The organism is Amycolatopsis eburnea (genome assembly GCF_003937945.1).
GTDB lineage: Bacteria > Actinomycetota > Actinomycetes > Mycobacteriales > Pseudonocardiaceae > Amycolatopsis > Amycolatopsis eburnea.
The window spans coordinates 747866-760913 of the sequence record NZ_RSEC01000058.1; the positions used below are offsets into that span (position 1 = coordinate 747866).

11 protein-coding genes are annotated in these 13048 nt (G+C 71.0%); 7 read left to right on the top strand and 4 right to left on the bottom strand.

Annotation, left to right across the window (positions count from 1 at the left end):
• Positions 1-119: 119 nt before the first annotated feature.
• Complete coding sequence (locus EIY87_RS29085) at positions 120-1013, top strand: hypothetical protein (protein WP_125313027.1); 894 nt, start codon at positions 120-122, stop codon at positions 1011-1013.
• On the opposite strand, the gene EIY87_RS29090 is transcribed toward EIY87_RS29085, so the two are convergent.
• Positions 991-2403 carry a GGDEF domain-containing protein gene (locus EIY87_RS29090; RefSeq protein ID WP_404800104.1) on the bottom strand — a complete coding sequence of 471 codons (1413 nt, stop codon included), beginning with the start codon at positions 2401-2403 and terminating at the stop codon, positions 991-993. The two genes, EIY87_RS29085 and EIY87_RS29090, sit on opposite strands and share 23 nt — an antisense overlap.
• A gap of 348 nt (positions 2404-2751) precedes the next feature.
• Positions 2752-3966, bottom strand: a complete 1215-nt coding sequence (locus tag EIY87_RS29095; RefSeq protein ID WP_263855634.1) for an MFS transporter — start codon at positions 3964-3966, stop codon at positions 2752-2754.
• 383 nt (positions 3967-4349) lie between these two features.
• Here EIY87_RS29095 and EIY87_RS29100 point away from each other — a divergent pair, with 383 nt between their 5' ends.
• Positions 4350-5246 carry an SDR family NAD(P)-dependent oxidoreductase gene (locus EIY87_RS29100; protein WP_125313028.1) on the top strand — a complete coding sequence of 299 codons (897 nt, stop codon included), beginning with the start codon at positions 4350-4352 and terminating at the stop codon, positions 5244-5246.
• Between the two features lie 91 nt (positions 5247-5337).
• Here EIY87_RS29100 and EIY87_RS29105 read toward each other — a convergent pair whose 3' ends face one another.
• Positions 5338-7194 carry an AMP-dependent synthetase/ligase gene (locus EIY87_RS29105; protein WP_125313029.1) on the bottom strand — a complete coding sequence of 619 codons (1857 nt, stop codon included), beginning with the start codon at positions 7192-7194 and terminating at the stop codon, positions 5338-5340.
• Between the two features lie 196 nt (positions 7195-7390).
• On the opposite strand from EIY87_RS29105, the gene EIY87_RS29110 reads away from it, so the two are divergent.
• The 5 genes from EIY87_RS29110 (at position 7391) to EIY87_RS29130 (ending at position 12497) form a co-directional block, all read left to right on the top strand.
• Positions 7391-8047, top strand: a complete 657-nt coding sequence (locus EIY87_RS29110) for a transcriptional regulator (protein ID WP_125313030.1) — start codon at positions 7391-7393, stop codon at positions 8045-8047.
• 587 nt (positions 8048-8634) lie between these two features.
• Positions 8635-11133 (top strand): sensor histidine kinase, encoded by a 2499-nt coding sequence (locus EIY87_RS29115; RefSeq protein ID WP_125313031.1) that lies wholly within the window; start codon positions 8635-8637, stop codon positions 11131-11133.
• Entirely contained in the window at positions 11133-11546 is a 414-nt protein-coding gene (locus EIY87_RS29120) for a roadblock/LC7 domain-containing protein (protein WP_125313032.1), read from the top strand. Before EIY87_RS29115 ends, EIY87_RS29120 begins: the two co-directional genes overlap by 1 nt.
• On the top strand, positions 11543-11914 hold the full coding sequence (locus EIY87_RS29125) for a DUF742 domain-containing protein (protein WP_004561733.1): 372 nt from the start codon (positions 11543-11545) through the stop codon (positions 11912-11914). Before EIY87_RS29120 ends, EIY87_RS29125 begins: the two co-directional genes overlap by 4 nt.
• A complete protein-coding gene (locus tag EIY87_RS29130; RefSeq protein WP_004561734.1) occupies positions 11895-12497 on the top strand; it encodes a GTP-binding protein in 603 nt (200 codons plus the stop codon). The genes EIY87_RS29125 and EIY87_RS29130 overlap by 20 nt, the downstream gene beginning before the upstream one ends.
• Before the next feature lie 19 nt (positions 12498-12516).
• Here the strand turns inward: EIY87_RS29130 and EIY87_RS29135 are convergent, their stop codons facing one another.
• Positions 12517-12948, bottom strand: coding sequence for a DoxX family protein (locus tag EIY87_RS29135; protein WP_125313033.1), 432 nt, complete (start codon positions 12946-12948; stop codon positions 12517-12519).
• Between the last annotated feature and the right edge of the window lie 100 nt (positions 12949-13048).

The window sequence follows — 13048 nt, forward strand, 5'->3', positions numbered from 1 at the left end:
CAACCCCAGTGTGCGGGCGCGGGTTTCCCCTAAGCTGCCCGATCGGCCGCCCGATCTCCCCTTCCCCGCCCGCCCCCGGATCGGTGACGCTGGTGCCAGGGGGACGAGGAGGGCGTGCGGTGACCTCGACCGATCCCGGCCTGCCGGTGGAGAACACGGTGCGAGCGTTGCGCCGGCTGGCTCCCGGCGCGGAATTGCGTGAACCCCGGAACCCGGACCTGCGCGCGCTGGCGCGGGCCCTGCGGTCGCGGTCGCCGGCCGAGCTGGCGCGGGCGTACCCGGGCGCGGTCGCGCGGGTGGTGCTCGCGGGGCAGCTAAGCGCGCTAGGCCGGGCGATGACGGGTGTGTACGGGCCGGACGGGCGGTGTCCGGAAGCGGCTCGGCTGGTGCGGGCGGCCCGGTACAGCCGAGGGCGCGGGAGGTTGCTGGACCGGCTCCGGAGGGAGCCGGGGTTGCGGGCGGCGGCGCTGGGGTGGGCTGGGGCGAGCGGGTGCCGGCTGCTGGTGGATGAGCTGCTCGGGGTGCCGTTGGTGCCGGGGCCGGAGGACGGCCGGCGGGCGGCGGAGCTGGTGGTGGCGGCGGTGGTGCCGCGGCTGGATCCAGGGCTGGGGTGGCCTGCCGAGAGCATCGGGCCAAAACCGAATCGAGACGCTGTTCTCCAAGTCCGCTCGCTCCACCTCGGCCGGCTCGGCTTCCGGGTCGACATCGAGGCCGATCCGCCCGTCGACCTCTCCCTCGACGACGACGGGCTGACCCTCCGCGCGCTCTGGTGGAACGGGCTCGGCCGCGTAACCGACGACCTCGGGCACGAGTACCTCCTCCTCGCCAAGGACGCCGCCGGGACCGGGGTCGTGCGGCACTGGTGCCACCCGCGGCCCGCGCCCGCGGCGAGCGTGCTGCGGCTCGAGTCGGCCGGTTACCGCGGGGAGCTGCTGCGGCTCGCGCCCACCGCGGCTCGGGCCTGCGCCGATGTGCTCGTCAAGCTCGAGCTCACGGTGCGGCTGGGGGCGTGAGCGTGTCCGGGGCGAAGCAGACCTGGTCGCGGCCGTTCTCCTTGGCCAGGTAGACCGCCGCGTCCGCCGACTGGAGGAGGCGGTCGAGGGTGTCGCCGTGGCGGGGGTGGCGGGCGACGCCGATCGAGGTCGTGCGGTCGGCGATCGTCGCCGGGTCGCCGCGTTTGTCCGTGGTCACGATGTGCAACTTGGCAATCGCGACGCGTATCCGCTCGGCCGCGTCCCAGGTGGCCTCTTCGTCGATGTCCGGGAGCAGAATGAGGAATTCCTCACCGCCGAAACGGCCGACCAAGTCGCTCGGTCTCGTCACTTCGTCCAGCGTTTGCGCAACGGTGCGGAGCACGTCGTCACCCGCCGGATGTCCATAGGTGTCGTTAATCCACTTGAAGTGGTCGAGATCGACCATCAGGAGTGCCAGCTGATCACTCGATCGAGCGGTCCGTTCGAGCGCACGCTGCGCCGACTCTGACCAGCCGCGCATGTTGAGAATGCCCGTTTTCGGGTCGGTCCGGACGTCGTTCTGCAGCTGGTCCAGTTCCGCGAGCCGATTGAAGACCACGGTGGCGACCGCCATCACCACGACCATCGGCGGGACGACGGCGAGCAGAATCGCGGTCACCGCGCCGAGGCCGACGGTGATCGCTTCCAGCATGTTGTCGGCCGGGCTGCCCAGGACGTTACGCAGCGTCGGTTCGGAGGACATGCCGAGCGCCAGTGCCCCGCCGACGTAGCAGATCTGGATCGCCTCGTAGATCGCGGCGGTGAGCACGATCGCGCCGAACTCGGCGAGGAAGTCGCCCCAGCCGGTGCCCAGGAAATGGGGGCCGAGCGCGGTGTAGGTGAGGTGCGCCAGCACGGCCGCGAAACCGTGCGTGATCGACGAGAAAATGAAGTTGTGGGCCGGGCGGCGGGCGATGAACCAATGCTGGATCCGGACGACCACGATAACCAGGAGGGTCAGCGGAACCGGCAGGATCATCGCCGCGGAAAACGTCCACACGGCGGTGAGGTCGATGAGCACCGTCTTTTTGCGGTTCCGGCGCCTTTCCTCCTGGCGCTGGGTCAGCTGGATGTGCACCGTCGCGCCGGCGGCGAGGATTCCGAAATTCAGCCAATCGCGCGAAACGAGCGCCTGTGAATAGGCGAGTGAAATCGCGATAACGGCGACGGCGAGCGCCTCGGTGCCCAGCATGAACGCCACGACGCGCGGCCGGCGCCGCCAGAGCGCCCAGTTCCGCGGCGAGTACGGGTGGTCACGCCAGACCGTCCCGGGTGGACCACCGGGCGTGGTCACCTGGTCCGGCTGTTCGGGCGGCGAGGGCGGCCGCGGCCGGTCGCCCGCCGCCGGTTCGCCGCCGCCCGTCGCGGCGTCGTCTGGTCCGGGATGCAATTGGTCACCTCCTTTCCAGCCTACTTCGGGTGTTGAGTAATCTCATCGGTACCTGCCAGAGTGTTCACGCATTCCGTTGGCGGGTACCATCCCACTGCAACGGAACTGCCGAGTCCTCGGTGGAACTGCCGGGAACGCGGACCAAAAGCATCTTCAGGCTCCCCACACGGAGGTGGCACCGTTGACCAACCGCGATCTCTGATGCGTCGTCGAATTGTCCTCCCCGTTTACCCAGAGAGGTGGCAACCGTGCGCAACCGCGACCTGTGACCGGCTGAATACCATTCATGATCTTGACCGCACGGAGAGGTGGCTCCCGATGGCCAACCGTGACCTCTGAACCCCCGGCTCATAGCAGCCGTCGTCCCGGCTCGCCGCCGCCCACCCGGCGCCAGGCGAACCCGACCGGGACGGCCAGCAGCAGTCCCACCGCGCCGGCGAGCGCGATCGTCGCGTTCGCGGAACCGAGGGCCTGGGCGACCAGCCCGCCGATGCCGACGCCCACCCCCTGGGCGACGCGCAGCCCGGTCCGGTACAGCCCGCCGGCGCTGCCCCGGATGTCGTTGGGCACCCACGTGATGAACGTGGCCGACACCGTGATGACGTACGCGCCGGTCGCACCGGCCAGCGCGAGCAGGACCAGCGCGAGCACCAGGTTCGGGTGCAGCGCGAACGCCGCCAGCGCGGCCAGCGGCAACGCGGCCAGCACACCCAGCAGCTTGCGGCGGTGCTCCGTCGAGACGAACCGCGACAGCAGGAACGTCCCGAGCACGAAACCCAGCGGATCGGCGGCCAGCAGCCAGCCGACCGCCTGGTCACCCGCGCCCAGCTGCGCCGCGAGCGGCGCGGCGAGGCCCTCCGGGATCACCGCCAGCCCGACGAGCCAGGACAGGTAGAGCAGCACCCGCAGCCGTTCGTCGCCGAAAACCTGCCTCACGGCGCCGAACCAGGGCGCGTTCCCGTTCCCCGCGGCCGGGCGCCGCAGCACCATCAGCCGCACGGCGACGGCGGCGACCAGGAACGTCAGCGCGTCGATCGCCAGCGCCCACGACGTCCCGATGCCGGTGACCAGCAGCCCGCCCGCGGCGAGCCCGGCCAGCATGGCCGTGTTGTTCGTGATCCCGCGCAGGTCCTGGCTCTGCAGGTAGACGTCGTCGTCGGTGAAGATCTCCCGGCCGAGCGCGTTCTGCGCCGCGTTGCACGGCGCGTTCGCCAGCCGGGCGAAGACGAACAGGACGAACAGCCAGCCCATCGGCATGCCGGGCACGGCCATCAGCCCGATCAGCGCGGCCTGGGCGAGCGAGCCGGTCACCAGCACCGCGCGGCGCGGGAACCGGTCGGCGAGCTGGGACAGGCCGAGCCCGCCGGCGAGCGCGGGCAGGAACGTCAGCGAGTAGACGACGGCCGACAGCAGCGGCGAGCCGGTCCGGTCGAAGATCAGGATGGCGAGCGCGACGATGGTGAGCTGGTCGCCGAGCATCGACTGGGTTTCGGCGAACCACAGCGCGCGGAACTCGCGGTTGGCCAGAACGGCCCGCAGCCGCGGTGTCGCGCGCGTCGTCACCTCGTAACCACCGTCCCCCGATCGAGTGAATATGGATCGTCCGCATTGTGCCTCGCCAGTGACGACCCCGTCCGGCGGTGTCACCGCTGACCTCCCGGAAGCACTAACAGTATGGCGCCGGCTACGCCCCGATGTCCTCGGAACGCACGTCACTCACCCCGTCGAGGGGCCGGTCGGTCACACCCCGGAGAGGCGGCGGACGGTGACCGTGACCGGCCCGCGGGTACCTCCGGACTGATCGAACCGGATTCGCTCGGCGCAGGGCGGCCGCCGCTCGTCGTCGGGACGCTGCCCGGCTGGGCCGGATGGGCCAACACTGGAGCCAGAGCCGGCCGGGGTGGACGGGACGCGCGCCGCCGGCGCCGCAGAGCGGGGAGTGGACGATGGACGGGTTGATGCAGGGCAAGGCGGTCGTGGTGACCGGCGCCGGCCGGGGCCTCGGCGAGGCGTTCGCGGTGCACGTCGCCCGTGCGGGCGGCGCGGTGGTCGTCAACGACATCGACGTCGAACTGGCCGAGCGGACCGCGGAGAACATCCGCGCGCACGGCGGCCGGGCCGTCGCCAGCGGGCACAGCGTGGCCGACGCGGGGCAGGCGCAGGAGATCGTCGACCTGTGCGTCAAGGAGTTCGGCGGGATCGACGGGCTGGTCAACAACGCCGGGCTGAACTACGAGGCGCTGCCCTGGGAAGACGACGCCGAACAGGCGCGCGACCTCGTCGCCGTCAACGTCATGGGCGTGGTGAACACCGGGCTGGCCGCGATCAAGGCGATGGTCGGCGCGGGCACCGGCGGCTCGATCGTCAACATCTCGTCGGGCGCTTCGCTCGGCCAGCGCAAGCTCGGCGTGTACGCGGCGAGCAAGGGCGCGGTCGCGTCGCTGACCTACTCGTGGGCGCTCGACCTCGAAGAGCAGGGCATCCGCGTCAACGCCGTCTGCCCGCTCGCGCACACGCGGATGGTGTGGAAGTCCGAGCGCTCCCTGCGCGCCTGCCCGCCGGACCGCACGCCGGCCCGGATCGCGCCGGTCGTGCTCTTCCTGCTCGGCGACGGTTCGCACGGCATCACCGGCCAGATGATCCGGTGCAACGGCCCGCAGCTGCACGTCATGGGCCAGCCGTTCCTCAAGCAGCCGATCCTGGAGCGGCCGGTGTGGGACACCGAGACCGTGCAGAAGGCGTTCGACGAGGTCTTCTCAGCGCACCTGGAGAACTACGGCCTGGAGAAGCGCGTCCCGCCGCGGCTGCGCAAGTGGACCGACACTTCGCCCCGCACCGCCTGACCACTTTGCGTTCCAAAGCCGAGCTTTCCCTAGGAAAGATGCGTCCGAGGGCCCCTCGGACGCATCTTTCTCAGGGAAAGTGGCGGGTCGGTCAGGCGCCGGCGGCAGGTTCTGGGTCGCGGGTTGCCGCGTACAGGGCCTCGATGTTCGTCGCGTAGCGGTCGTTGATGACCCGGCGCTTGAGCTTGAGCGTCGGGGTCAGCTCGCCGGACTCGGGCGTCCACGCCTTCGGGAGCACGTGGTAGCGCTTGATCTGCTCGATCCGGGCCAGCCTGCTGTTCGCCGACTCGACCGCGCGCTCCAGTTCCGCGCGGACCGCCGGGTGGGTGGCCAGCTCCTCCGGCGTCGCCTCGACGCCGTTCGCCGCGGCCCAGCCGGGGGCGATTTCGTCGTCGAGGACGATCAGGGCCGTCACGTACGGGCGGTCGTCGCCGATCGCGACCGCCTGGCCGATCAGCGGGTGCTCCTTGAGGAGGCCCTCGATGCGGGTCGGCGCGATGTTCTTGCCGCTCGAGGTGATGATCAGTTCCTTCTTGCGGTCGGTGATCGTCACGAAGCCGTCTTCGTCGATCGTGCCGATGTCGCCGGTCGCGTACCAGCCGTCGGCGTCGGTCGCGTCCTGGATCGTCCCGTCCTCCTGCAGGTAGCCGAGGAAGACGATCGGGCCGCGGACCAGCAGCTCGCCGTCGTCGGCGACCTTCACCTCGATGCCGTCGAGCGGCTTGCCGACCGAACCCGCCCGGAAGGCCGTGGCCGAGTTCGACGTCGCCGCGCCGGTGGTTTCCGACAGGCCCCAGACCTCGCAGATCTCGACGCCGAGGCCGGCCAGGAAGTAGATGATCTCCACCGGGAGGGCGGCCGCGCCGCTGGAGGCGACCAGCAGCTTGTCGAGCCCGAGCAGGCCGCGCACCGGCGCCAGCACGGTTTCGTCGGCCTGCCGGATCTTTTCGGCGAGCTCGGCGGGCACCTCCTGGCCGGCGCTGCGCAGCTTGTAGCCCTGCTGCAGCAGCTCGTTCGCCTGCAGCAACGCCGTCCGCCGGTCTTCGGGGACGCTGCCGAGCATGTTCTTGAGGCCGGCGACCATCTTCTCCCACACGCGCGGGACGCCGAAGAAGCTCTGCGGGTGCACCTCGCCGAGCGCGCCGGCGACAGCGGTCGGGTCGGCGAGCGTGTGCACGTGGCCGGCCCACACGATCGGCAGGTAGACCGACAGCTCGCGCTCGGCGATGTGCGCCAGCGGCAGGTACGCGATGTTGGTCGCGTGCATCGGCGGGTGGTGCAGCTCGGTGACCGCGTACGCCTGGTGGATCGCGTTGCGGTGCGACAGCACGACGCCCTTCGGGTCGCCGGTGGTGCCCGAGGTGTAGATCATCGACAGCGGGTCGTCCGGCTTGATGCCCTGCCACGACCGCTCGAACGCCTCCGGGTCGGCGGCAAGCGCTTCCCGGCCCCACGTCCGCACGTCGGCGAGCGAGACGAACCGGCCGTCGCCTTCCGGAATCGCGGTTTCGTCCATCACCACTACGCGGCGCAGCGCCGGAAGGTCGTCGAGCACCGGGCGCCAGCGCGCCAGCTCGGTCTCGCCGCCGAGCACCACGACCGGCGCCGCGCTGTGCCGCGCGACGAACCGGATCTGCTCCGGGCTGAGCGTGGCGTAGGCGGTGCACGGGATCGCGGACAGGTGCGTCGCGGCGAGGTCGGCGATGATGTGGTCGGGGCAGCCGGGCGCCATGATCAGCATGCGGTCGCCCGCGTCGAGGCCGAGGCCCGCCAGCCCGCGGGAGACCTCCGCGATCGCGGTGCGGAACTCCAGCCAGCTCAGCGTCGGCCGGCCTTCGATGTCGAGCGAGGTGATCGCCGGCAGGTCCGGGTATTCGGCCGCGTTGCGGTGCAGCAACCGCGGGATCGTCTGGCCTTCGGTCTGCTCGGCGACGGACGGGGTGGTCAACGCTGGCCTCCTCGGTGCTCCGGATGGCCACACTGTAGGGGCTCCCGGCCGAGGTGGATAGAGAATCGCGGCCACGTCAACCGTCGCCGTCGGAACGGACATCCCGGTCAGGCGCCCACGACCGTCCACTGTGTACACGGGCGGCCGCGCGCGAACCGCGCTTCAATGGAGGGACCACGGACTCCAGGGGGAAGCGATGACGCGGTCCGCTCGTGAACTGCTCGACAGGATCCAAGCCGAACTCGCGCCGCGCGACGGCGACAACCGGCTCGTCCCGCTGATCGCCTCGGGACGCGCGCCGCGCGCGGTGTTCGCCGCGCTCGCCGCCGAAGAAAAGCTGATCACGCTATCCGACTGGCGGAGCTTCCACGCGCTCGCCGCCCGCGCGGACGAGCCGAACGCGCGCGCGTTCTTCGGCGGTCTCGCGCCGGGGGAGCAGCAGGCGAACGCGATGCTGGACCCGTTGCTCGCGGCGACAGGTCCGGACCACGGGAAGGAGCTGCCGCGCGCGGGCTGCCAGGCGTACCCGGCGTACGTCGCGTGGCTCGCGCTCAACGGCGAATCGGCGGCGGCGGTGGCCGGGATCTTCGCGAACTTCGCCGCCTTCGGCCGGTACTGCCGGGACGTCGCCACCGCGATGCGCGGGCACTACGGCTTCACCGACACCGAGTGCGCGTTCTTCGACTTTTTCGCTGCGGACGTTCCTGAAATCGAAGAACAAGCGCTCGCGGCCGTCCAGGCGGGCCTCGACGCGCACCGGCTCGACAAGGCCGAGGCCCGCCGTTACGCGCGGCTGTTCCAGAGTTACGAACTGCTCTTCTGGAACACCCTCGCGGACGAGTTCCCGGGCTGACGGCACGCGGAACCGGTACCGGCGCCACGGGGCGTGTTCGTGCGAGCGCGGATGCGGAATTGCGGAAATTCCGGCGCGCGGTCCGGGGAATCCGCGGCGTGCTCCGCCGGCGCCGTGCATTTCCGCTTTGGGGAAGCCATCCCGCCCGGATGAAGTGGTGGTGCGCCGCCGGCCGCGCGCGGCCGTGACCTTTCTCACCGAACCGTCCGGCGGATTCGTACGTAGCGGACCCGGCCGGGCCCGGCGCGGGGATCGCAACCGGTACCAGCGTGCATCCCTGCGGTGGAACGGAAGTCGACCTGGGACGAACGTCACGACTTTCGGTGGTGGACTTTCCAAGCGCAGGCAGCAAGTGTGGACGGGTCACCGTCTCAAGATCACGTTCTCGCCACGGACTTGACGCGCCCTGAGCGGCTGCATACCGTCGTCGCGGGCGAAGCAGACCACGGTGATGTTGATCCGGCTGGTCGGAATCCGGGTGTTGACCGCCTCGGGCGACCCGAAACCATGTACTGCCGGAAGGAAAACGGACCCAGGTGAAGCAGATTTCTCTTCGACGCAACCGGGGATCCTCGATTCGGAAGCGCGTGCTCACGATCGCGCTCATCCCCAGTGTGGCCTTGCTGCTGGTCGGCGTGGCCCTCGCGGGCTACCTGATCTACGACGCGGTCACCGCACGCGACTACACCACGCGCATCCGGAATTCGGAAGCCCCGGCGATCCCGTTCTTCGCCGCGCTCCAGCAGGAGCGCCAAGCGACGCTGAGCCTCCTCGCCGGGCAGGGCAACCAGCGGGCCGTGCTCGCGGCCGTCCGCCCGAAGGTCGACTCGACCGCCGCGAAGGAGATCGAGAACCTCCGGGACAACTTCGCGGACTACAGCGACACCCCGCCGAGCGTCCAGAAGAACATCGCCACGTTCTTCGGGGTCTTCCAGCAGCTGCCGCAGACGCGCCAGGCGGTCGACAGCGGCCAGATCCAGATCAGCCAGGCCTTCGCCTTCTACAACAAGATGCTCGACCAGTTCACCGACGGGGTGGCCGGGCTGGCGCAGAACGCCCGCGGCGCGCAGAACGCGTTCGACCGGCTGACCGCCATCCCGCTGTTCACCGCGGCCGACGCGATGCAGCGCAGTGACGCGCTCGCCGCCGCCGGGCTCGCCGCGGGCGGGCTGACGAACGACGACTTCCGCGCCTACGTCGGCCAGGTCGGTGCCTACCACGCCCAGCTCGACGCGTCGGCGCCGAAGATGATCCCCGACGTCAAGGCCAAGTACGACCAGCTGCTGGCCAGCCAGCCGTGGCAGACGGTGACCCAGGTGGAAACCGCTTTCCTGCGCGGTGACCTGACGAAGCTGCCGGTGGCGCAGGACCAGTGGCGCACCGCCGCCCGCCAGGTCGGCGACGCGCTGATGGGCATCTTCGTCGCGCAGAGCTCGAACGCGAGCCAGGCCGCCATCGAGGACGCCGACTCGACGTTCACCGAGTCGCTGATCGCCGGTGTGATCGCGGTCCTGTTCGCGGTCTTCGTGGTGTTCGTCGCCGTCCGGCTGTCCAACCGGCTCATCGGCAGGCTGCACCGGCTGCGCGAGGACACCCTCGACGCCGCCGAAGTCCGGTTGCCCGAGCTGGTCGCCCGGGTCCAGGCCGGCGAGCCGGTCGACCTCGAAGAGGGCGGGCACTTCCTCGACCACGGCACCGACGAGATCGGCCAGGTCGCCGACGCGTTCAACAAGGCGCAGCAGACCGCCATCGCGGCCGCCATCGACGAGGCGAAGGTCAAGGAGGGCACCAAGACGGTGTTCCTCAACATCGCCCACCGCAGCCAGGTCATCGTGCACCGCCAGCTCAAGGTGCTCGACCAGGCCGAGCGCAAGCAGGAGGACCCGGAGCAGCTGGACACCCTGTTCCAGCTCGACCACCTCTCCACCCGCGCCCGCCGCAACGCCGAGAACCTGATCATCCTCGGCGGCGGGCAGCCGGGCCGGCAGTGGCGCAACCCGGTCGGGCTGGCCGAGCTGGTCCGCGGCGCGTCCGCCGAGACCGAGGACTTCGCCCGCGTGAAGACGGCGGCGCTGCCGCAGATCGCCATCCGCGGCCCGGTCGTCGGCGACCTCGTGCACCTGCTCGCCGAGCTGATCGACAACGCGACGTCGTTCTCGCCGCCGCAGTCGCGGGTCGAGATCCGCGGCAACGTGGTCGGCAAGGGCGTCGTGATCGAGGTCGAGGACCAGGGCCTCGGGCTCGAGCCGGACCAGACCGAAGAGATCAACGGGATGCTGGCCGACCCGCCGGACTTCGGGATCATGGCGCTGTCGGACGAGCCGCGCCTCGGCCTGTTCGTGGTCGCGCGGCTGGCCGCGCGGCACGGCATCCAGGTGCACCTGCGCGAGTCCGCGTACGGCGGCACCCGGGCCATCGTGCTCGTGCGCACCGACCTGCTGGCCCCGCTCGCCGAGACCGAGCCGGAGCAGCCGATCACCCCGCCGAAGCCGGAGCTGGTCCCGAACCCGGTCGAACCGGAGCAGGGCAACGACGAGGTCGCGCCGCTCATGCGGCCGCAGCGCCGCCCGGCCCGGCACCGCACCGAGCCGCCCGCCGCGGCCCCGGCGACACCTCCGATCCAGCCCGTCGCCGTGCCGCCGTCCGCCCCGGCCCAGCCGCCGTCCGCGCCGACGCCGGTCCCGGTCGGGTCCGTCTCGGAGCCGGTGAGCCAGCCGACCCAGGCGCAGCCGGTGGCCCCGGTCCGCCCGCCGTCCCCGCCGAACCGCACCGCGCGCCCGGCCCGCCCGGCCGCGCAGCAGCCGGCGTGGCCGCCGCAGGAACCGCGGGCCGCCGTGCCGGAAGGACGGCCGCAGCAGCCGCGCCGCCCGGAGGCGCCCGGCCGCCCGCCGCTGCCCCAACGGCGACGCCAGCAGAACCTCGTTCCGCAGTTGCGGGAAGATAAGCCCGCACAGGAACGCGAAGAGGTGCGGCTGGACTCCCCGGAGGCCGCCCGCAGCAGGCTGTCCGCCTTCCAGCAGGGCACCCGCCGGGCCCGTGACGAAGAGTTTCCCGAGAACGACGACAGGTACGGAGAGCGCGAGTAATGGTCAACTCAGGCGCCCACGAGCTCGACTGGCTGCTGGACGACCTCGTCAAACGGGTCGCCGGGGCGGACCGGGCGGTGGTCCTGTCCTCGGACGGCCTGCTCATCGGGCGATCGGGGAACCTCTCCGAGGAGGACGCCGAACACCTGTCCGCCGTGGCTTCGGCGTTCCAGAGCCTGGCGCGCGGGACCGGGCGGCACTTCGGCGGGGGCAACGTCCGCCAGACGATGGTCGAGATGGACCACGCGTTCCTGTTCGTGACGGCGGCCGGGCGGGGCGCGTGCCTGGCCCTGCTCGCCCGCGAGGACGCGGACATGGGCCTCGTCGCGTACGAGATGAACTTGATGGTGAAGCGGGTCGGGCAGGTACTCACCTCGGCCCCGCGGGCCGGCGTCCAGCCCACGTCGTCGTGAGCGCGCGGCACGAGGCCTGGTTCGACGACGAGGCCGGGCCCCTGGTCCGGTCCTACGCGGTCACGGGCGGCCGCACCCGGTCGGACACGCTCGGGCTCGACCTCATCACGCTCGTCGTCGCCCTGCGCACCGCGCACGAAGCGGGCATGCTCGAACCGGAGTACGCGCGCATCATCGCCTTGTGCCAGCGGCCGGTCTCGGTGGCCGAGGTGGCCGCCCGGGTCGACCTCCCGCTGCCCGTGGTGAAGGTGATGCTGAGCGACCTCATCGAGCAGAACCTGGTGCTGTTCCGTACCGCGGCACCGGTCCAGGAAACCCCCAACCGACACGTATTGCAGGCGGTCCTTGATGGCATCCGGAAACTCTGATCCCCGGCGGAACCTGACCGCGACCGCGGTCAAGGTACTCATCGCCGGCGGGTTCGGGGTCGGCAAGACCACGATGGTCGGCTCGGTGAGCGAAGTGCCGCCGCTGCGGACCGAAGAGGTCATCACGACCGCGTCCGAGGGGGTCGACGACCTCTCGGGCGTCGAGCAGAAGACCACGACGACGGTCGCGCTCGACTTCGGCCGCATCACGATCAACCCGGACCTGATCCTGTACCTGTTCGGCACCCCGGGGCAGGACCGGTTCTGGTTCATGTGGGACGAGCTGGCCGAAGGCGCGCTCGGCGCCGTCGTGCTGGCCGACACCCGGCGGCTCGACAGCTGCTTCGCGGCGGTGGACTTCTTCGAGCGCCGCAATCTGCCGTTCGTCGTCGGCGTGAACTGCTTCGACGGCGCGTACCGCTACGGCACCGAGGAGGTCCGGCAGGCGCTCGACGTCGGCATGGACGTCCCGCTGCTGCTGTGCGACGCCCGTGAGCGCGAGTCGACGAAGCAGGTGCTGACCAGCCTGATGGAACACGTGATGGCGCGGTCCGATCTCGCAGCCGCCCAGGGTGGCTACTGACCGGACCGCGCTCCTTCGGTCAGCGCTTGCGCAGGTTGTCGAGCGCGAACCGGCCCGGGCCGATCGCGGCGAACAGCAGGAAGATCCACGAGTAGACCGCGGCGGGCTCGCCCATGTTCTGCAGCGGCAGCAGGCCCATCGGGGCGTGCACGGTGAAGTAGGCGTAGGCCATCACGCCCGAGAGCAGGATGGCGGCCGGCCTGCTGGCGAGCCCGACGAGCAGCAGCAGGGCGCCGGCGAGTTCGAGGACGCTGCCCCACCAGCCGGGGAACGAGCCGAACGGGACGCCGCCGCCCTGGCCGTCGATCCCGCCGAAGAAGCCGAACCCCTGCAGGCCGTGGAAGCCGAACAGGAACGAGATCACGATCCGGCTCACGCCGGTGACGATGCCGGTGACCTGGGTCTTCGCGGTGGTGGCGGGCTGGGTTTCGCGGGCGGTGGTGGTGGTCATCGCGGGGTTCCTTCCCTGGGTTCTTCCTTGCCTTCTGCCTACGCGTCGAGTGGCTTCTCCCCGGATCGACAACCCCGGCGGATTTTTTTTCGGCGGGTTT